This window comes from Labilithrix sp., from assembly GCA_019637155.1.
GTDB lineage: Bacteria > Myxococcota_A > Polyangia > Polyangiales > Polyangiaceae > Labilithrix.
Window position 1 is genome coordinate 56,658 of the sequence record JAHBWE010000009.1, and the last position, 20,065, is coordinate 76,722.

Annotated in this window: 19 protein-coding genes and 1 tRNA gene; 11 read left to right on the forward strand and 9 right to left on the reverse strand. The window is 71.8% G+C overall.

Going from position 1 to position 20,065, the window contains the following annotated elements; all coding sequences use genetic code 11:
* Nucleotides 1-119: 119 nt before the first annotated feature.
* From KF837_19965 to KF837_19975, 3 genes are read right to left on the reverse strand one after another with little or no spacing between them, the layout of a single operon-like run.
* A complete protein-coding gene (locus KF837_19965) occupies nt 120-1,580 on the reverse strand; it encodes a hypothetical protein (protein ID MBX3229606.1) in 1,461 nt (486 codons plus the stop codon).
* Nucleotides 1,581-1,624: 44 nt separating this feature from the next.
* A complete protein-coding gene (locus KF837_19970; protein ID MBX3229607.1) occupies nt 1,625-1,996 on the reverse strand; it encodes a hypothetical protein in 372 nt (123 codons plus the stop codon).
* A gap of 28 nt (nt 1,997-2,024) precedes the next feature.
* Nucleotides 2,025-3,020 carry a hypothetical protein gene (locus tag KF837_19975; GenBank protein MBX3229608.1) on the reverse strand — a complete coding sequence of 332 codons (996 nt, stop codon included), beginning with the start codon at nt 3,018-3,020 and terminating at the stop codon, nt 2,025-2,027.
* 219 nt (nt 3,021-3,239) lie between these two features.
* Between KF837_19975 and KF837_19980 the strand changes: the two genes are divergently transcribed.
* Nucleotides 3,240-3,599, forward strand: a complete 360-nt coding sequence (locus KF837_19980; GenBank protein ID MBX3229609.1) for a hypothetical protein — start codon at nt 3,240-3,242, stop codon at nt 3,597-3,599.
* Between the two features lie 4 nt (nt 3,600-3,603).
* Nucleotides 3,604-3,918, forward strand: coding sequence for a PDZ domain-containing protein (locus KF837_19985; GenBank protein MBX3229610.1), 315 nt, complete (start codon nt 3,604-3,606; stop codon nt 3,916-3,918).
* A 1-nt stretch (nt 3,919) separates the two neighbouring features.
* Here KF837_19985 and KF837_19990 read toward each other — a convergent pair whose 3' ends face one another.
* Together KF837_19990 and KF837_19995 are read right to left on the reverse strand one after the other, a co-directional pair.
* Nucleotides 3,920-5,242 carry a sigma-54-dependent Fis family transcriptional regulator gene (locus KF837_19990; protein MBX3229611.1) on the reverse strand — a complete coding sequence of 441 codons (1,323 nt, stop codon included), beginning with the start codon at nt 5,240-5,242 and terminating at the stop codon, nt 3,920-3,922.
* Nucleotides 5,239-6,288, reverse strand: coding sequence for a hypothetical protein (locus KF837_19995; GenBank protein MBX3229612.1), 1,050 nt, complete (start codon nt 6,286-6,288; stop codon nt 5,239-5,241). Before KF837_19995 ends, KF837_19990 begins: the two co-directional genes overlap by 4 nt.
* 128 nt (nt 6,289-6,416) lie before the next feature.
* Here KF837_19995 and KF837_20000 point away from each other — a divergent pair, with 128 nt between their 5' ends.
* A complete protein-coding gene (locus KF837_20000; protein ID MBX3229613.1) occupies nt 6,417-6,764 on the forward strand; it encodes a hypothetical protein in 348 nt (115 codons plus the stop codon).
* Here KF837_20000 and KF837_20005 read toward each other — a convergent pair whose 3' ends face one another.
* The gene (locus KF837_20005; protein MBX3229614.1) at nt 6,765-7,583 is read right to left on the reverse strand and encodes a GGDEF domain-containing protein; all 819 of its coding nucleotides are present in this window, start codon (nt 7,581-7,583) and stop codon (nt 6,765-6,767) included.
* A 293-nt stretch (nt 7,584-7,876) separates the two neighbouring features.
* On the opposite strand from KF837_20005, the gene KF837_20010 reads away from it, so the two are divergent.
* Both KF837_20010 and KF837_20015 read left to right on the forward strand, forming a co-directional pair.
* Nucleotides 7,877-9,346: a sigma-54-dependent Fis family transcriptional regulator gene (locus tag KF837_20010; GenBank protein ID MBX3229615.1), complete on the forward strand. Its 1,470-nt coding sequence runs from the start codon at nt 7,877-7,879 to the stop codon at nt 9,344-9,346.
* A gap of 51 nt (nt 9,347-9,397) precedes the next feature.
* A complete protein-coding gene (locus KF837_20015) occupies nt 9,398-11,392 on the forward strand; it encodes a DUF4139 domain-containing protein (protein MBX3229616.1) in 1,995 nt (664 codons plus the stop codon).
* On the opposite strand, the gene KF837_20020 is transcribed toward KF837_20015, so the two are convergent.
* Nucleotides 11,355-12,098, reverse strand: a complete 744-nt coding sequence (locus KF837_20020) for a HAMP domain-containing histidine kinase (GenBank protein MBX3229617.1) — start codon at nt 12,096-12,098, stop codon at nt 11,355-11,357. The genes KF837_20015 and KF837_20020 overlap by 38 nt on opposite strands.
* Before the next feature lie 142 nt (nt 12,099-12,240).
* Here KF837_20020 and KF837_20025 point away from each other — a divergent pair.
* From KF837_20025 to KF837_20045, 5 genes are all read left to right on the forward strand, one after another.
* A tRNA-Arg gene (locus KF837_20025) sits at nt 12,241-12,314 on the forward strand.
* Nucleotides 12,315-12,393: 79 nt separating this feature from the next.
* Complete coding sequence (locus KF837_20030; protein MBX3229618.1) at nt 12,394-13,770, forward strand: protein kinase; 1,377 nt, start codon at nt 12,394-12,396, stop codon at nt 13,768-13,770.
* Nucleotides 13,767-14,021 carry a hypothetical protein gene (locus tag KF837_20035; protein MBX3229619.1) on the forward strand — a complete coding sequence of 85 codons (255 nt, stop codon included), beginning with the start codon at nt 13,767-13,769 and terminating at the stop codon, nt 14,019-14,021. Before KF837_20030 ends, KF837_20035 begins: the two co-directional genes overlap by 4 nt.
* 60 nt (nt 14,022-14,081) lie before the next feature.
* The gene (locus KF837_20040) at nt 14,082-17,012 is read left to right on the forward strand and encodes a PHP domain-containing protein (protein ID MBX3229620.1); all 2,931 of its coding nucleotides are present in this window, start codon (nt 14,082-14,084) and stop codon (nt 17,010-17,012) included.
* On the forward strand, nt 17,009-17,812 hold the full coding sequence (locus KF837_20045; GenBank protein ID MBX3229621.1) for a hypothetical protein: 804 nt from the start codon (nt 17,009-17,011) through the stop codon (nt 17,810-17,812). Before KF837_20040 ends, KF837_20045 begins: the two co-directional genes overlap by 4 nt.
* A gap of 12 nt (nt 17,813-17,824) precedes the next feature.
* On the opposite strand, the gene KF837_20050 is transcribed toward KF837_20045, so the two are convergent.
* A complete protein-coding gene (locus tag KF837_20050) occupies nt 17,825-18,070 on the reverse strand; it encodes a hypothetical protein (GenBank protein ID MBX3229622.1) in 246 nt (81 codons plus the stop codon).
* On the opposite strand from KF837_20050, the gene KF837_20055 reads away from it, so the two are divergent.
* Nucleotides 17,989-19,287 (forward strand): delta-60 repeat domain-containing protein, encoded by a 1,299-nt coding sequence (locus KF837_20055; GenBank protein ID MBX3229623.1) that lies wholly within the window; start codon nt 17,989-17,991, stop codon nt 19,285-19,287. The genes KF837_20050 and KF837_20055 overlap by 82 nt on opposite strands.
* Here the strand turns inward: KF837_20055 and KF837_20060 are convergent.
* Entirely contained in the window at nt 19,271-20,062 is a 792-nt protein-coding gene (locus tag KF837_20060) for a metallophosphoesterase (protein MBX3229624.1), read from the reverse strand. The two genes, KF837_20055 and KF837_20060, sit on opposite strands and share 17 nt — an antisense overlap.
* Nucleotides 20,063-20,065: the final 3 nt, after the last annotated feature.

Genomic DNA, 20,065 nt, shown 5'->3' on the forward strand with positions numbered 1-20,065 from the left:
AGAACGCAACGCGCCGGCCGCTGCACGACACGTACCGGCGCGAATGCATGGGCTTTTGTGCCGTCCCGCGAGCGGCTGCTGCGCCGGCGCTACACCACCTGCCGGCGCACCGCGACGGCTCACTCGCCCGACAGCTCGACGGCCGGTCGACGATCGAGGAAGCCCACGTCGAGGGAGCGCGCGCGGAGCTCGTGCTCGAGCGCGGTCGCGAACGGGTGAAGCTCGTGACGGAGCTGGTCCATCGATCGAAGCGCGCGTTCCACCATCTTCGATAGAGAAGCCGGAGTCGCCGGCCGGCGAGGACCGACGTAGCGAACGTGATCGCGCTCGACGGCGAACCCGTCGAGGGACGTCTCGAGCTCGACGCCGCGGTGGGCGGTGTACGCGAGCGCCTCCGCCACCGCCGCCGCGATCGCGGCGACGCGCGCCGGCTGCTCCTCCGGCGCCGCCGCCGCGAGCCACGCCGCCGACGGCTCGAGCGCAGGCGTCACCGTCCAGAGCCAGATGCGCCCGTCGTCGCCGGGCTGGAGCGCGAGTACCGTCTCGGGCGCGAGGAGAGGACCGAGCTGCGTCAGCTCGCGCGCGGCGCGGACGATGCTCTGCCTCGCCTGCTCCGCCTCGATGAAGCACTCCGCGCGCGAGGTCGTCAGGCCTACCCCCGCCACCTCGATCCGGACGCCGCCGTCCGCGTCGATCGGCGCCGCCGTCACGCCGGCGTTCGCGAGCGAGTCGAGCCGCTCGCGCGCGGTGTGGGCGGGCCAGACGAAGCCCGCCGGCGCGTCGGCGCGCGGCACGGGGGCGTGCTCGCGCGTGTCGCCGTCATCGCGCGGCGGCGGAGGAGGAGCGAGGACGTCGCGCGCGATCCCGGCGAACGAAGAGGCCGCCTCCTCGAGCAGCATCTCCGCCGCCCACTCCGGATCGACGTCGAGCGCGTCGAGCGCGTCGAGCAGCTCCTGCGGTCGTTCGGCGAGGCGCAGCGGCAGCCGCGCGTGGCCGCGGTCGACCTCCGCTTGGAGTCGTTTCGTCACGCCGCGCACCGCGGTCACGAACGAGTCGACGACGCCGATCCCGTCGCGCGCGATCGCCTCGACGACCTCGACGTCGCCGCCGAGCCCCAGCGCTCCGCGCAGCGTCTCGCCCGACGCCGCCGTGAGCTGGTCCTGCTTGTTCGCCTGGACGACGATGACGGGCCGCCGTCCGCTCACCTCCGCCGCGTCCGCGATCAAGGCGAACCCTTCCCGCGCCGCCGCGAGCCTCGCCTGCGCGCTGTCGCAGACGTAGACGACGGCGTCGGCGGTGGTGAGGAGGTGACGGCGGCGCTCCGTCAGCACGACCTGACCAGGGACGCTGATCACCTGGCAGAGGAGGGGAAACCCGCACGCCACGCCGCCGTGGATCTGCATCCAATCGAAGTAGAGCGTGTGCCCGTCGACGGTGGCCGGCGAGTAGAGGTCCGTCGTGCGCTGCGCGGAGAACAGCGACGCGAGCTGCTGGAGGTTGGTCGTCTTCCCCGCCGAGCCGAGCCCGTCGTAGACGATCCGCACGCAGATCCTCCGCTCACGCGGCTCGAACGTCGCCATCCGTGTGACCTCCAGTACGGTTCAGGCGACGCCGCCGACCGCGCTCACGTGCTCAGCGATTTGGAGTGCTTGTTCACGACCGTGCGCACGATCGCGATGTTCGACGACGCGCGCTCCGCCGCGAGGTAGATGAACATCGTCGGCGACACGAGCTTGATGAAGTGGATCTGGTCGCCGAGCGTGAGGATCACGTCTTCGAGGTGCGTCTTCAGGTTGAGCGCCTTCATGATCTTCTGCTTCTGCTTCACGAGCTCGCTGTTGTAGGCGCTCGCGACGGCGAGATCGAAGTCCGCCCGGTTCGAGCGCACCGCCAGCGTCATCCCCGAGTCGAGGTCGACGAGGGACGCCGCGATGAAGCCGGGGACCTCGGAGTGGAAGTGGTCGAGCGCCTCGTTCATCTCTTTCTCGTTTGCCATGATGTCCTCCTTTGCGTTCCTGTCCGGCTCAGCCGAACCAACCCTTCTTCGGCTTGCGCAGCTCCTCGATCAGCTCGTTCAGGAGCGCCTCGACGCGCCCGACCCGCTCTTGATCCGCGGCCGAGACGTGCATGATCTCGGTCCGGACGTCGGCCGTCGCGGCGGCGAGGTCTTCACGCGAGCACGCGTGACGAGCCGCCTTGAGCAGCTCTTCGTTCGCCGAGCCGAGCTGGGCGCGGAGGAGCTCGGTCGCCGACTCGAGGGCGACGATCCGCTTGTTCATCCCCGCGAGCGTGTCGATGCGCGCCTCGAGGACCTGGAGCCGCTCGTCGATCCGGCGCTCGACCCGCGCCGCGAGCTCCGACGAGAGCGCGTTCGCTTGCTGCTCCGCCGTCGTCTCGAGGACACGGCGGAGCGCGCTGAGGAGCGGATGGCCGTCGGCTCGTCGTTCGGGGAGCGAGGCGCGGTCGGACTCGGCGGGGGCGGCGGCGATCGATTGCATGACGGCTCCTACGACCTGTTGAAACGTCTCTTCGACGCCGACGTCGGCGGCGACCGAAGCGCTCACGTGCGGCCACTCCGTCGCCGCCACCGACGCGACGAGGTCCGCCGCCGGCAAGGCATCGGGGAGGTCGGCCTTGTTGACCTGGACCACGACCGGGGTCGAACGCTCGCGGAGGGCGGAGCGCACCTCCATCACGACGGAGAGGTTTCGCGCGTGCGCGGAGGGCGCCGCGTCGAGCACGACGACCACGCCGTCGACGTCGTGCAGCATCGCGTCGGTCGCGATGCCCGATCCCGCGCGCTGGCCGACGACGCGGACGTGCACGGGGAGGTCGCCGAGCTTCGCCGCGCCGGGCTCGAGCTCGATCGCGAACGCCTCCCCGCCGACGGCGACGAGCTCGGCGGGGCTGCCGCCGCGCAGGCGGAGCCGCTCGAGGTTCCCGCGCTTGCCGGCGCGCCGCGGGCCGACGTACGCGACGCACGCCTCCACCCGCTTCTCGGCGACGTTGAGATAAGCCATGCCGTGGAGGGAGGCTCACGCAACCGGTGTGCCGCGCGCGCCGACCGCGCTCGACTCGCGAGATCGCGAGAGGACCATCGCAGGACTGTCGACGAGTGACCGATTGTCGGTCAGGCACTGTGTCCAGTCTTCGGACGCAGCGCAGGCGGGGCGTCCTCATTCGGGCACGGCGGCCGATGGCATGCGCGCTGCACATGCGCACGCCGAACGGAGGCAATCATGAACATCAAGGACTCGCTCGTCGGTCTCACCTCTCTCGATGGCTTCGTCGGAGCCGCTCTGGTCGACTCGGAGAGCGGAATGCTCCTCGGACAAGAGGGCGGCACCGGCCTGAACCTCGAGGTCGCGGCGGCCGGCAACACGGAGGTCGTTCGCGCGAAACGCAAGACGATGAACAACCTCAACCTCAAGGACGGCATCGAGGACATGCTCATCACGCTCGGCAAGCAGTACCACCTGATCCGCCCGCTCCGGAGCCGGCCGACGCTCTTCTTCTACGTCGCGCTCGATCGCTCACGCGCGAACCTCGCGATGGCGCGCATCCAGCTCGCGGACGTCGAGAAGGACCTCCAGGTCTGATGAGGTGATCTCCAGGGACGCGGTCTTCGCCCTCGCGAAGGCGCTCGAGGGTATCCCGGTGCTCGGCGCGCTCGAGGGCAGCCCCGCCGCGCGCGCCGGCGTTCGCTACGGCGACGTGCTCCTCACCGTGAACGGAGAGCGGGTGCGCAGCGTCGTCGACTACGTCGCGGCGCGCGGCGCGCGCAGCGACGGGATGCAGGTGACGGTCTTCCGTGGAGGCACGACCCTCGAGCTGAGCTTCGAATACGAAGCGCCGTCCGAGCCCGTCGATCTCGCGCACCTCACCGATACGTTGGCGCGGCTCCGGCTCCTGCCGTGAGTCACGCCGACGAGCGACGGCGGACCAGCGGTCGCCGGACCTCGACGTGATCGATGTGATAGCGCTTCAGCTTGGAGTAGAGCGTGCTCCGCGACATGCCGAGCCGGCGCGCGGCGTGGATGACGCGGCCGTTCTCGGCGGCGAGCGCGAGGCGGATGTGCTCCTTCTCGACCTCGCCGCGCGACGCCATCCCCGCGTCCTCCGCGAGGAGCGCGGGGCGCGTGCGAACCGAAGACGGCGGCTCCGGCGGGAGCCGCGGCGACGACGACCGCAGCGGATCGAAGCGGATGTCGTCGGCCGCGATCAGCGCGCCCTTCCGTCGAATCAGCGCGCGCTCGAGGACGCTCCGCAGCTCGCGCAGGTTCCCCGGCCACGTGTGCTCGTGCAGCTTGTCCAGCGCGCCGCTCGTGAGCTCGCAGCGCTCGTCCTCACCCGCGGAGAGGCGCTCGAGCATCTGCAGCGCGAGCGCGTCGAGGTCGGGCGCGCGCTCGCGAAGAGGAGGCACGAGGAGCGTGACGGTGCTGATGCGGTAGTAGAGATCGGGGCGGAAGCCGCTCTCGGGGCCGACGAGGTCGCGATGCGTCGCCGCGATCAGCCGCACGTCGACGGTGCGGTCGCGCGAGTCGCCGAGGCGGCGGAAGCGCTTCTCCTCGAGCACCTTGAGGAGCTTCGGCTGGACGCGCGGATCCATGTCGCCGATCTCGTCGAGGAAGAGCGTCCCGCCGTTCGCCGCGTCGAGGAGGCCCTCCCGCGTCGCGAACGCGCCGGTGAACGAGCCGCGCTCGTGCCCGAAGAGCTCGCTCTGGACGAAGTCGTGCGAGAGGCCGGCGCAGTTGACGTCGACGAACGGTCCGCCCGAGCGGAGACCGAGCGCGTGGATGCGCCGCGCGAGCATGCTCTTCCCCGTCCCTGTCTCACCAAGGACGTCGTAGTCCGAGAACTGCGAGGTCCGCTTCAGGAAGAGCGACTCCACCGGCCCCGACTCGTGGATCCGCGCGAGCGCGAGCTCGATCTGATGGCGGAGCGCGTCGCGCACCTCCTCGCGCGTCGCGACGCCCCAGGCGATGAGGGTCTCGCCGAGCGGCCGCTTCTCGCGCCGGCACGACTCGAGGATCTCGCGGAACACCTCCACGTCGATCTGCGCGCGCTCGAGCAAGTAGCGCGTGAACGCGAGGGGCTGCGCCGCGTCGGTCGCCCACGCGATGCGCCCGCGCTGGAGGTAGACGTGCACCTCGATCGTGTCGGACGCGCAGATGAGCTCCCCGCTCGCGCCCTCCTTCGAGAGGACGGCGACGCGGCCGAGGGTAGACAGCTCGCCGTTCACGAGATGAGCCCTCCTTCGCGGGTCCGGGCGAGCTCGCTCGCGAGGCGCGCGAGGACGGGACGCCAGGCCGCCGCGCTGCTCGTCCCGGAGTGGAGGAGCGCGTCGGCCTCGTCGTCCAGCCCCTCGAGGAGGCTCAGACGTTCGATGAGCGCGGCGGGAACGGCGTCGGTTGGCTCGGTCATCACCTTCGCGAGGGCGTCGTGCACGAGGCGCCCGTCGTGCTCGCGCAGCTCCTGCCGTTGGTTCACGTCCACGAGCATGGTCACGAACGCGTCGATGTCCTCCCATAGGCGCTGGCCGTCCGCGACGTCGCGCTCGGACCGGAACCACTCCAGGAGGCGCCGCTGGAGCTCGCGCATCTGCATCCGGTCGCGGACGCGGAGGTTCGCGTAGCCGCGCCAGCCCACCACCGTCGCGAGCGCCGTTCCGATCGCGCGGACCTGGACGTAGAAGGTCTCCCGCTGCGGCGCGCCGATGCTGCGGACGCGCGCGCGGAGCTTCCCGTATGCGCGGCGCACGTCGAGCGAGATCTCGAGCTCCGACGAGTAGTCGAGCCGCGCCTTGCCGGCGCCGGCGCGCTCGAGCCCGCGATCGATCGCGGTGAGGGCCTTGCGGATACGACGGAGCGCGCCGTCGCATTCGCCGATGATGGCCCAGTGCTGATGGCACGCCGCGAGCCGCTCGAGCCGCTCGAGCCGTTGATGGATCTCGAGCCGCGCGAGGAAGCCGAGGTCCCCGACCGTCTCGAGCGACCAGCCCGCGCGTTGCACGACCGCGGCGTCGAGCGCGCGCTCGAACGGCAAATACGGCAGCGGAGGGCCCTCCGCGAACATCGCGTCGGGCGCGGCGTTCTCGCGCGCCTCGCTGAGGCGAGCGACGTCCGAGACGACGCGGTGCGCGTCCCGGAGGACGTCCATCACGATCGGCGCCAGCTCGCTCGCGAGCTCCGTCGGCGCGTGCGACTCGAACTTCCGGATGTCGATCGCTTCGACGTGCCGCGCGAGCGCGAAGACGGAGTCTTGGAGCTCGACGATGCGGATGGACACGGATCATCGATCGCTACTCGCGACGCTCCCGGCTGGGTACTGCCCGCGGGGGAGCCGGCACCTGTCGCCGGGGACAGGGGTCCCCGCACCGTGAACGCTCGTGCAGTTGTCGCGCTACGCTTCGTCGGGTGGGTCGCTGGCTCGTGATCGTGATCGCGGCGTGCGGATCGAGCGCGCCGGCGGCGGCGCCGACGGAGGTGCCGGTCGGGACGGTGAGCAGCGTCGCCGCCGCGCCGACCGCGCCGCCGCCGGTCGAGACGCCGCGACTGCCGTCGTCGCTCAAGAAACGGCGGCCGCTCACGCGCGCGGAGTGCGACCTGCTCGTGCGTCACGTCGCGGGGCCGGAGACGCCGCGGGCGATGGAGGAGGCCGATCGGTTCTGCAAGCGCGCGGTGCTCACCGACGGGGAGGTCGAATGCGTCACGACGCTCGTCACCGATCTCGACGACCTCGAGCGCTGTCGCGAGCCGGATTGATCAGCCGTTCGTCGAGAGGCGGCTCTTGCGCGCGCGCCGGGCCGCGTCGAGGCTGATGACGGTCGAGGTGCGCGGCGGCGGCGCGAAGACCTCGACGCGATCGCGCCCCGCCTGCTTCGCGGCGTAGAGCGCGCGGTCGGCGCAGACGAAGAGCTGCTCCGCTCTCTCCTCCTCGATCGACGCGAGATCGCAGATCCCGATCGAGACGCTGAGGAGCTCCGCGATCGGCGAGGCGTGGCCGCGGCGGCGATCGGCGAGCTCGCCGCGGATGCGCTCCGCGAGGACGCGCGCCTCCACCGCGTGCGTGCGCGGGAGGAGGACCGCGAACTCGTCGCCGCCGAAGCGCGCGGGGATGTCGCGCGAGCGGCACGTGTCCTTGAGCACCTCCCCCACGATCGCGAGCGACGTGTCGCCCGCGGCGTGGCCGCCGCGATCGTTCAGCGTTTTCAGGTTGTCGACGTCGAGGAGGAGGAGAGAGAGCGGCATCTGCGCGCGCGCGGCGTTGGCGACCTCTTGTGCGAGGCACTCCTCCCAGTGGCGGCGGTTGCCGACCTTCGTCACCGGATCGCGGCGCGCCTCCTCGGCGAGGCGATCGACCCGGCGCCCGATCGCCCAGCCCGCGGCGAGGAAGCCGAGCGCGACGAGGAAGCCGACCGCGATGAGCGAGGCCTCGATCGGGAGCGACGACCACGTCGTCGTGACGGCGCGCGCGAGCGCGGGCGAGCCGAGCGCGGCGGCGAGCGCGAGCGCGAGGCCGCCGATCGCGAAGCGATGCCGTGCGCGTGTCCCGTTGCTCGGCGGCGGGATCGACGGCTTCATCGGAGACCAACGATGAAAGGCGCGTGCCACGGCGGCGCTCCCGAGTCGTCGCGAACTTGCGCGCGATCGGCCGAAGCTGCTCGACAAGCACGACCAGGCTGCCACGCTCCTGTTGCTCACTCGTGGTGATTCGCCACGCTCATCGAGCGAGCGCAAGTAATGAAAACCACATGTGGTCTCCATTTCGTTCACGCCGCCGCGCGCGCGATCGCGCCGGACCGCACACGAGGTGCGATCGCACGGCGCAAGCGGCGCGCGCGGATCGAGACGTGCTTGAGGATGTCGTCTCGCTCATGTCGACCTCGGCCGCATCGATGATCGAACGCCTCGCGAACGCCAGGCCGCGCGAGTCGGCGCCGCGTCACTCCGTGCCCCTCGACATCCTCGTCGTCGACGACGAGCAAGCGACGCGCTTGAGCCTCGTCTTCGCGCTGAGCGACGCCGGACACCAAGTGACGGAGGCGTCCGACGGCGAGGAGGCGCTCGCGCTCGCGTCGGAGCGCACCTTCGACGTCGCCATCATCGACGTGCGCCTCCCGAAGGTCGACGGCCTGACCATCTTCCGCCGTCTCCGCCTCCGCGCGCCGACGACCGCGGTCATCCTCATGACCGCGTTCGCGACCGTGCCCGACGCCGTCGCGTCGCTGCGCGAAGGCGCCTACGACTACGTGACGAAGCCCTTCGATCCGGAGGAGCTCACGCTCCGCGTGATCGGCCACATCTCGGAGCACGTCTCGCTCAAGCGCGAGCTCGAAGAGGCGCGCCGTCTCGTCGCGACGCGCGAGACCGGCTCGCCGATCGTCGGCCACACCCCGGCGATGGTGCGTCTCGTCGAGCGCGTCTCCACCGTCGCGCAGAGCGACGCGCCGGTGCTCATCACCGGCGAGAGCGGCTCGGGGAAGGAGCTCGTCGCGCACACGCTCCACGCGCGCGGGCCGCGCAAGGCGGCGCCCTTCGTCACCCTCGACTGCGCGGCGTTCCCGGAGGAGCTCATCGAGCTCACGCTCTTCGGCGAGGCCGAGCCGCCGCCGAAGACGAGCTCGACGCGACGCCGTCACATCGGACGCTTCCGCGAGGCCGACGGCGGCACGCTGCTCCTCGCCGACGTCGCCGCGCTCCCGCTCCCCACCCAGGCGAAGCTCCTGCGCGTGCTCGAGGAGGGCGTCGTGCAGCCGGTCGGCGGCGGCGATCCGGTGTCGATCAACGCGCGCCTCATCACCTCGACCACGGACGACCTCAAGGCGCTCGTCGCGGAGGGGAAGTTCCGCGACGACCTCTTCTATCGCATCAACGTCCTCGACCTCACCGTGCCTCCGCTGCGGGAGCGGCGCGCCGACATGCCGCTCCTCGTCGCGCACTTCCTCCGTCGCTTCTGCCCCGGCCGCGTCCCGCCCGGCATCGGGCCGCGGGCGTGGGACGCGCTGACGGAGTATCCCTTCCCCGGCAACGTGCGCGAGCTCGCCCACGCGATCGAGCGCGCGGTCGTCCTCGCGCGCGGCGGCGAGATCGACCTCGAGCACCTGCCCGACGACATCGTCGGACCGATCCCGTCGAGCGCCTCGGTCGGCGCGAAGATCGAGCCGCTCGCGGTCGCGATGAAGGAGTGCGAGAAGCGGCACATCGTCCACGCGCTGGACCTCGCGAACGGCGACGAGCCCGTCGCCGCCGATCTGCTCGGCATCTCCGTGAAGAGCTTGAAGCAGAAGATGGAGCGCCACGACATCACCGACCACGGCCCGAGGACGGAGCGCGAAGAGCACTGACGCGCGGGCTCTTCGCGCCCGAACGCGCGGGCTGCAGTAGGATGCGGCCCGATGCGACACGCCCTCCTCCTCGCCGCTCTCCTTCCACTCGCCGGCTGCGCGCGGACGCCGATCGTCTCCGCGGACGGGCTCCCGCTGCGACGCGTCGTCGTCTACCGGAACGGCGTCGCCTACTTCGAGCGCGCCGGGCACGTCGAGGAGGACGAGGTCCGCTTCAAGATGAAGGAGAGCGAGGTCGGCGACTTCCTCGCGACGCTCGCGGTGATCGAGCGCGGCGGCAGCTCGGTCCGCTCCGCCGCGTTCCCGCTCAAGGTCGACGACGACGAGCCGGAGGACGGACCGAAGAAGGAGAAGACCCCCGACGAGAAGAAGGGCCTCCGGAAGGTCGTCCTCGCGCTCGACGGGAAGGCGCACGACCTCGAGGTCGGCTACGTCGCGGAGTCGCCGGTGTGGCGCCCGTCGTACCGCGTCGTCATCGACAAGAACGGCGAGGCGTACCTCCAGGCGTGGGGCATCGTGCAGAACCTCTCCGGCGAGGACTGGAAGAACGTGAAGCTCTCGCTCGTCGCGGGCGCGCCGCTCGCGTTCGACCCGCAGCTCGGCAGCTCGTACGTGCCGCCGCGACCGATCGTCACCGATCAAGGCGAGGTCATCGCCGCGGTCCCGCGCGGAGACACGTCGCTCCGCGGGGCGAAGGAGAACGATCGCGACGGCGACGGCATCCCCGACTCCGACGACCGCTGCCCCGACGATCCCGAGACGTACAACGGGATCGACGACGAAGACGGATGTCCCGATCGGGGGAGGGTCAGCATCTCTTCGGACGAGGACACGGATACGAGCGCTAGGGAAGAGGCGCGCAAGGACGACAAGCCGAAGGCGAAGCCGAAGAGCCAACCGGCGAAGACGAGGAGCTCGGGCGGACCGGCGGGCCAGGCCGCGCCGGCCACGCCGCCGCCGCCTCCTCCGCCGCCGCCTCCGCCGCCGAAGACGACCGCGCCGCGGAACCTCCGCTCGCTCGCCGCGGTCGCGGTCGAGTCCGGCGCGACGCGCTACGACCTCCCGCTCCCCGTCACGGTGCCGGACCGAAGCGCGACGATGGTGCTCCTCCTCTCGAAGCGCGTCTCGGGGGAGGCGCTCTTCCTCTTCGCGCCCGACGGCGGCGTGCCCGACTCCGCGACGCATCCGTTCCGCGTCGCGCGCTTCGTAAACCAGACGCCGGGGGTGCTCGAGAAGGGGCCGATCGCGGTGTTCGAGAGCGCGTCGTTCCTCGGGCAGGGCATGCTCGATCCCCTCCCCGCCGGCGCGACCGCGACGGTGCCGTTCGCGCTCGAGCGCGGGCTCGCGATCGACAAGGACGAGAAGAGCGACGAGCTCGGCGAACGCGTCGCGAAGATCGAAAACGGCGAGCTCACGATCGAGCGCGACTCGGTCCGGCAGACGAAGTACCGCGTTCGCAACGGCGGCGATCAGCCCGCGAAGGTCCTCGTCCGCCACCCCCGCGTCCCCGGCGCGCGCCTCCACGAGCCGCCGGCGGGCACGGACGACAACGTCGGCACCGGCACCGCGCTCGTGCCCACCACCGTGAAGCCCGCCGCGAACGGCGAGCTCGTCGTCGACGAGCGGAGCACGATCCGCCGCCGCGAGGACTGGTTCACGCTCCTCGCCGACAACGCGGTGAAGGCCTACCTCGCCGATCCGCGCGCGGACGCGAACGCGAAGACGAAGCTCACCGCCGCGTGGGCGATCCGGAAGGAGATCGTCGCGCGGTTCGACGCGCGCGCGGGCCTCGCGCAGGAGAACACGAACCTCAAGCAGCAGCAGGACGAGACGCGCGCGAACCTCCGCGCGATCGAGAAGAACAAGACCGCCGACGCGCTCCGCGCTCAGCTCACGAAGCGCCTCGCCGACACGTCGAACCGCCTCGACGAGGTCGGCAAGAAGATCGTCGAGATCGACTCGAAGCTCGCGGAGCTGCGCATCCAGTTCAAGGAGGCGCTCCGCGATCTCAAGATCGAGTCGGCCCCCGCTCCGGTCCCGCGCTGACGTCGGTGCTCGACACGCGCTCCTTCGGGACGACGATCGAGAAGGTCGTCGCGGAGCCGGGGGCGGCGTCGACGTCGACGCGTCCGCCGTGCGCCGCGACGAAGCCGCGCACGATCGCGAGGCCGAGCCCGGCGCCGACGCGATCGGCGCGCTTCGCGTGCCAGGTCCGATCGTAGAGGTTGGCGCGCGTCTCCTCGTCGAGGCCGGAGCCACGATCGGTCACCGCGAAGCGAACGTCGGCGCCCTCGTCGCGCACGGCGACGGACACGCGCGTCGCGGGCGGGGCGAAGCGGACCGCGTTGTCGAGCAGGTGCGCGAGCGCGCGCAGCATCCGTTCGCGGTCGCAGCGCACCAGCAGCGGCGTCTCCGGCGGCGCGACGACGACGTCGACGTCCTTCGCGAGCGCCGCCTCGCGCGCGCCCTCGGCCGCGATCGCGGCGAGCTCGCCGGCCTCCTGCACCGCGAGGCGCAGCTCCACCGCGTGGCCCTCGATCTCGGAGAGGTCCCCGAAGTCGCGGACGATGCGCTCCATCTGTTTGCACGAGCGGAGGATCGCCTGGAGCACGCGCCGCGAGCGCCCGCTCGCCTCGTTCTCGGGCGTCGTCTGCAGCACGTAGTTCGCGCCCATCGTGACCGCCGCGATCGGCGCCCGGAGGTCATGACAGATCGCGGCGAGGAGCGGGTCCTTCCCCGCGGCCTTGCTCATCCCTCCATCGTAGGCAACGCCGCCCCGTGCTTCGAGGTAGAAGGAGATCGCAGCGAACGGATGCCCCGCAGGCTCACGCGCCACCTCGCCGAAGCTGAGGCTTGCTCGATCGCCTCGCATAGCGCTATGAACGAACCCGTTCGCGCCCGTAGCTCAGTTGGATAGAGTGGCGGTTTCCGATGCCGTAGGTCGCAGGTTCGAATCCTGCCGGGCGCGCAAAGCAGTTTTCTCGGGACCGCGACCGCGCGAGTGCATCCTCTCGCTCCCGTGAAGGGGACGCGCTAAGAGTCGGCGGATGGCGGAGCGGGCGCCGGGGCGAGTCGACTCGCTGATCGGGCGAGACATCGGGAACTTCCGGATCGACGCGCTGCTCGGCCAGGGCGGCATGGGCGCGGTGTATCGCGCGTGGGACCTCTCGCTCGACCGGCCCGTCGCGCTCAAGACGGTCCTCCTCGACAACGCGCACACGCGCGCGCTCTTCGTGCGCGAATCGCGCGCTCAGGCGAAGCTCCGTCACCCCAACGTCGTGCCCGTGCACTTCGTCGGCGAGCACGAGGGCCTCACCTACCTCGTGATGGAGCTCGTCGAAGGCGAGTCGCTCGCCGCGATGATCGAGCGCGAGAAGCGCCTCTCGGAGGAGCGCGCCCTCGAGATCGTCGACGCCGTCGCCGCCGCGCTCGAGGCCGCGCTGGCGGAGGGCTTGATCCATCGCGACGTCAAGCCGTCGAACGTGCTCGTGGAGAAGAAGTCCGGTCGCATCCTCCTCGCCGACTTCGGGCTCGCGAGGGCGATCGGCGCGGCGCTCCCGGACGACGGTGGCGCGCCGTCGCCCGACGCGACCGTCACGAAGGGCGCGATCGGCACGCCGGCGTACATCGCGCCGGAGCTGACGTCCGGGGTCGGTCCCGTGGACCATCGGGCCGACATCTATTCGCTCGGCGTCACGTTCTACGAGATCGTCACGGGCACGCGGCCGTTCGGAGCGCCGACGAACAGCCGCCTCGCCGCCGCGCACGAGCACGCCCCCGTGATCGAGCCGCGCGTCATCGTCCCGGACCTGAGCGAAGAGACGGAGAACCTGATCCTGCGCATGCTCGTGAAGGCCCCGGGAGGGAGGCTCCCCGACTACGCCCAGCTTCGCCGCGCGATCGCCGGCATCCACGCGCGGCGTTTCCTCGCTCCGCTCCTCCCGCGCGCCGGGGCGTTCGTGCTCGATCTCCTGCCGTTCGCCCTCCTCGACGCGGCGCTCACCCAGCGCTTCCCGAACGGAGAGCATCGCGTGCTCGTCTGGTGGCTCGCGCTGCTCGTCTTCGCCTGGTTCGAGAGCAAGCGCGGCGCGACCTGGGGGAAGCAGCTCGTCGGAGTCCACACGCTGACGGACGTCGGCGAGCGCGTGCCCTTCGGCAACGCGATCGTACGCACCTACTTGAAGCTCCTCGCGCCGCTCACGATCGCGATGATCTACTCGGCCTTCGCGATCCTCGCTCGCAAGCACGTGAGCCACGTGGACATCCACAATCGTCGGATGCTGGCCATCGTGGCGTTCGCCTGCGTGCAATGGATCGGCCTCATGCTGCTCGCCGTTGGCAAACGCCGGGCGGCGTTCCATGATCGAATGGTAAAATCGCGCGTCGTCGTCGACGTGGGCGCCGCGAGGACGCGAGACGCGTGATGGCCGCCCTCGGACCGAGCACGCCGCCGCTCGTCGTCGTCGCCGCCGCGCTCGCGACGAAGGACGGGACCTACGTCGCCGAGTACGAGCACGCGCTCGAGTACCTCTCGCCCGCGGACCGCGCGGTCGCCGCGCGCATGATGGAGGAGCGACCGATGAAGCTGCGCGTCGCCGCCGCGCCGCAGCTGGCGGACGAAGGAGAGGAGCGGCAAGAGCAGGAGGACGCTCCGCGCCGCATGACGACGCGCTGAGCAGGGCGGGCGGGGTTCTCCTCCGCGCGAGGCCGAATCCGATTTAGCGTAGGGCACGAGATGCGCGTGAGGTGGGGCGGAGCGATCGCGTGGGGGCTCGTCGCGATCGTCGCGGCGTCCGGGGCGAAGGGGTGCTCCGCGCGCGAAGGGTGCCTCGCCGGCGACGACGGCTCGTGCAAGCCCGCGGCGGCGTGCACCAAGCTCGCGTTCCCCGCGTGCGACGACGGGCGGCTCGTGGTGCGGCACGTCGCGAGCTCGGCGGAGCGCGCGGCCGGCGCCGACGCCCTCGCGACGCGGGGGGACGTCCTGCTCGCGAACGATCGCGTGCAGATCGTGCTCGACGCGATCGGCGCGCCGCACGCGCTCGCGCCGACCGGCGGCAACGTGATCGACCTCTCCGCCGGCGCGAGCGGCGACACGCTGAACCTCCTCTATCACGCGGTCGGCGTCCTCCCGCGCGACGCGGTCGCGTACCGATCAGTGGAGCTCGAGGACGCCGCGCCCGATCACGTCGCGGTGATCCTCCGCGGCACGCTCGACGGTCGGCCCGAGATGACGGTCGTCTCGCGCTACGAGCTCCGCGCGTGCGAGCCCGGCGTGCGCGTCCGCACCGAGCTGTTCCACGGCGGCCGCGAGCCCGACTCCTTCTTCCTCGCCGACGCCGTCTTCTGGGGCAGCCGCGAGGCGAGCGCGTTCACGCCGCTCCGCGGCCGCGGCTTCGTCCATCCCGACATCGATCTCGAGAAGCTCGGCGACGCGCTCGCGGAGGAGCCGTTCTTCGCCGCGCAGGCGCAGAACGACTCCGACTCGGCCTACGCGCTCGTGCCGTGCGATCGGCTCATGCTCGAGGCGTTCCACAGCAGCACCGTCACCGCGAGCGGCTCCGCGCGCCGCGTCGTGCTCCCCGGCGACGGCGTCGCGTACGAGCGCTTCCTCGCGGTCGCGCCCGGACCCGGGCTCGGCGGCGCGGCGGACGTCGCGCTGCAAGCCCGCGCGTCGCTCTTCGGCGAAGCGAGCGTCGTCATGCGAGGACGCGTGCGCGCGAACGACGGCGGGACGATCGAGGGCGGCCAGCGCCACGCGACGCTCCTCTTCTACGAGCCCGCGCCCGGCGCGAACCCCGACGCGCCGGCGGGGCGGCGGCCGTGGTCGACCGTCGTCCCCGCCGCCGACGGGACCTTCTCCGTGCGCCTGCCCGCGCAGCGCTCGCTCCGCGCCGAGGTCCTCGTCCTCGGCCGGCCGATCCCGGAGCACGCCGCGTTCGCGACCGGAGCGTCGGACGGCGTCGTCCCCGACATCGTCGTCCCGCGCTCCGGCGTCCTCGACGTCGTCGTGCACGACGGCAGCGGTCAGCCCGTCCTCGCCGAGGTCGTCCTCACGCCGGTGGAGGGCGCCGATCCCGACGCGACGCGCGGCTCGCTCTTCGGCGCGGTCGACGTCGAGCACTGCGCGCCGTGGCTCGGACCTGCGCACGGCGCGTCGCCGGCGTGCAACCGCGCGCTCACCTACGTCGACGGCGCGGTCGGCTTCGCCGTTCCGACCGGCACGTTCTGGGTCTACGCGACGCGGGGACCGTTCGCGACCCTCGCGCGATCGCGGGTCGAGATCCGGCCCGGCGCGCGCGCGAGCGTCGAGCTCGCCGTCGACACGCTGCCCGGCCTCGTCCCCGACGGCGTGCTCGGCGCCGACTTCCACGTCCACGGCGGCGCGAGCTTCGACAGCAGTCTGCCCGATCGCGATCGCGCGCGGACCTTCGTCGCCGGCGGCCTCGACGTCATCGCCGCGACCGATCACGACGTCGTCACCAACTACGCGAGCTCGCTCCGTACGCTCGGGATCGAGGACCGCGTCGTCGTCATGCCCGGCGTGGAGACGACGGGACAGATCCTCTTCTACGAGCCGCCCGGGTTCGGGCTCGTCCCGCGCGTGATCGGCCACTACAACTTCTGGCCGCTGCCCTACGACCCGGAGCTCCCGCGCAACGGCGCGCCGTGGGACGAGCGGCTCGAGCCCGGCGCGCTGTTCGACGTCGTCGCCGCGCTGAGCCCCGAGCGCGGCGTCGCGCAGATGAACCACCCCTTTTCGCCGACCACGCTCGGCCGCGACGAGGGCTTCCTCAACGCGCTCCACCTCGACGTCCGCGAGCCGGCGCGGTCGAACGCGGAGCTCACGAGGCGATCGGCCGGCGGGCGCACCGCGCTCGACTACGACACGCAAGAGGTGATGAACGGAACGAGCACGAAGCAGTTCCATCAGTACCGCGTCGCGTGGCACGCGTTCCTCTCGCAAGGGATCCTCCGCGCCGGCACCGCGAACAGCGACTCGCACACGCTCGCGGTCGAGGTGCTCGGCTATCCCCGGAACCTCGTCTTCGGCGGACACTCCGTCGCCGCGTTCGATCGACCCCGCTTCAACGCCGACGTCCGCGCGGGCCGCATGATCGGGACCAACGGCCCCATCGTCCTCGCGACGATCGAGGGACGGGGCCCCTCGCTCGAGGCGTTCGCGCCGGGCGCCTCCGCGGCGCTCGCGATCGAGGTCCGCGCCGCGCCGTGGATCCCGGTCGAGGAGGTCCGCGTCCTCGTGAACGGCGCGGTCGCGCGCACGATCGGCGGCGGAGCGATCGCGCGGCCCGCCGATCCGTTCGGGAAGGACGGGCTCGTGCGCTACCGCGGATCCGTCCCGCTCGCCGAGCTCCTCGCGGCGGTCCCGAGCGAAGAGGACGCATGGATCGTCGTCGAGGCGGGCCTGCCGCTCGTGCCGGTGCGCGACCTCGACGACGACGGTCTACCCGAAACGACCGACAACGACGGTAATAGCGTCATCGACGAAAGTGACCGTGCCGACGGATACCGCGAGCCGCCGCGTCCGCGCGAGAGCGAGGCGCGCTTCCACGCGTACGCGATCGCGAACGGCCACTGGAGCGCCGCGTTCACGAACCCATTCCTGATCGACCGCCGCGGCGACGGCTGGAAGGCGCCGGCGCGATGAGACGGCGCGTGCTCGCGGCGATCGTGATGGTCGCGGGGTTGCTCGGGCATGGGAGCGACGCGCGCGCGTGCCGGCCGATCCGCGTGCCGCTCGCGCCGGCGGACCTCGGGGTGCTGCCGGAGGCGTGCGAGAGCACCGAAGCGTCGCTCGAGACGCGGGCGGCGGCGCTGATCGCGACGTCCGACCTCTACGGCTCGCTCCAGGCCGGCGCCGGCGTTCGCGGGCGCCTCACGATCGCGGAGCGCACGTGGCTCTCGCTGTGGGCGCCGTCGCTCGAGTACCGCTTCGTCGCCAACGCGAGCGTGGAGTCCGAGCGGACGAGCCTCGGCGGGACGGCGATCGGCGCGCACCACCGGCTGCCGATCGACACGAGGCTCTCGCTCGCGCCGTTCTTCCGCGTGCTCCTGCCGACGGAGACGGGCTTCGAGCGCGCCGCGCGCTGGGGCGGCGACCACGGCATCTCCGCCGTCTATCGCGCGCGCAACGACCTCGAGCTCGTCGGCGGCTTCGCGTTCACGCTCGTGTCGGTGTGGAACGGCGGCCGTGCGTCGTCGTTCCTCAGCGAGTCGCTCTCCGTCGATGCGGTCTATCGCCCCTGGCGCGCCTTCGGCCTCGCGGCGGGCACCGGGCTTCGCTTCTCGTTCGGGAGCTCGAACCCGTTCGAATCCTTCGATCCTCGCGTCGGCGTGCGCGTGTACCCGTTCCAAGGCCTCTTTTTGATCCTCAATGCGGCAATTCCGCTCGCGGGCCGCGATCGCACCGACCTCGGGCTCGCGTTCTCCACCGGATGGCAGCTCTGACGGATCCATGCTTTACGTGGGCGCGATGAAGCACCTCTCTTGGTTCGTCCTCGTCACCCTCGCCGTCGCCGCAGCGCCGGCGTGCGGCGACGACGACCCTGCTGCTCCGCCGCCCTCGACCCCCAACGACGACGCAGGCACCGACGCCCCCGTCACGCCCGTCGACCCCGACTCCGGTGTGCCCGACGGCTCGGCCCCCTTCGTCGTGCCGGCGTCGATCGAGGTCCCGCTCTCCGCCGCGGGTCCCGACCAGCTCATGTCGGTCGCGGCCGGAGGGCAGCTTCTACGTCGCGGGCTGGGCCGCGGCGTCGGCGGCCGGCGACCGCCTCGTCATCGTCGCGAAGATCGGCGCGAACGGCGCGCCCGACACGAGCTTCGGCGCCGGCGGCGCCGCGATGACGTCGATGATCTTCGCCGGCGGCAACGACGAGATCGACGTCGTCGTCCAGCCGAGCGGCAAGATCGTCGTCGCCGCCACGATCCCGAGCGACGTGACCGCCGGCGATCGCGACGTCGGCTTCGTGCGCCTCGACGCGGGCGGAGCCGTGGACGGCACCTTCGGCTCGTCGGGCTTCCGTCGCTTCTCGATCAACACCGCGCTCGACGGCGGGACCGGAGCGCTCTCCGGCATCGACGCGCTGCGCGCGCTCGCCGTCGGCGCCGACGGTGCGCTCTACTTCCACGGCGCAGGCCGCAACAAGGGCGCGGCCCGAACGGACACCGACTTCGTCGTCGGAAAGCTCGACGTGGACGGGAGCCCGGTCGCCGCGTACGGCGCCGACGGAGACGCGACCTACCGCCTCGACATCGACGAAGCCGGCGCCACGCCGCGGAGCATCGTCGTCCTCGCCGACGGCTCGGTCTACGCGGCGGGTTACGCCAACACCACGACGGTCGGGGACACCGTGCAGCCGGTCATCTTCAACCTCGATCCCTCCGGCAAGCTCGTGACGGGGCGGCTCTTCCACGAGCCGGTGCTCGCGCGCTCGACCGAGGTCTACGGCCTCGCGCTGCACGGCGACACGCTCATCACCGGCGGATACGGACGCGAGACCGGCGACACCAACGACTGGGTGTCGCTCAAGCTCGATCTCACCAACTTCACGCGCGACACGAGCTACGGCGGCGCGGCGAAGGGCGCCGTCATCGTGAAGACGCCGATGTTCCTGACCGGCAGCGCGTGCCGCGGCGCCGTCGCGCTCCCCGGCGGCCGCACGCTGCTCTTCGGCACGACCGGCACCAGCAACACGCCGGAGCAGACGGCCCTCTTCGGCGTCATCGACGCGAACGGCGCGCTCGACCCGTCCTACGACGGCGCGGTGCACGCCGTCGACTACGGCACCACCGGCGCCGACGCGATCTGGTCCGCGGCGGTGTCGGGGAACAACGTCCTCCTCGCCGGCTACCGGGGCCACACGAGCCAGACGGACACCGAGAACGACGACTCCTACGTCACGGTCATCCCGCTGCGCTGACGGGACGGAGATCGAACACCGCGACCTCCGGGCTCGTCGTCCCCGCGCGGAAGCCCGGCAGCGAGTGGCCGACGCCCGCGTTCACGTAGAGCTCCGTGCGATCGCCGACGCGATAGAAGCCGCGGAGGTACGGGTTGCCGGTCATCTTCGCGACCGCGCGCGTGACCCACGGCACGTCGACCTGACCGCCGTGGGTGTGCCCCGCGAGGACGAGGCGCGGACCGAGCGCCGCGATCTCGTCGGCCGTGTTCGGGTAGTGCGTGAGCACCAGCGCGCGATCGGGATCGACGCCGCGGAACGCGCGCGCGAGATCGGCCGCGCCGGAGCTGCCGTCGTCGACGCCCACCACCGCGAGGTCGCCGACGAGCGCCGACTCGTTGCGGAGCACCTTCGCGCCGCCGCGCGCGAGGGCGAGCGCGATGCGGTCGGGGCCGACCCAGTGATCGTGGTTGCCGAGCGTCGCGATGCACGGCTTCGGGAGCGAGCGCACCAGCTCCGTCACGCGCCCGAGGTAGAGGGACGACGCGTTCACGTAGTCGCCGGTCAGCACGACGACGTCGGGGCGCGCCGCGTGCGCCGCGGCCGCGACCTCGGCGAGGACCCGACGAGGCGTCGTCGCCCCGACGTGCAGATCGCTGAGGTGCACGACACGGTAGGGACGCGACGCGCCCCATGCGACGTCATGACGCCGTACGGCGACGCCGTCTCGATAACTCTTCACGACACGATGAACGGCGAGGACGCCGGCGACGGCGGTGGTGGTGGCAGCGAGCATGTA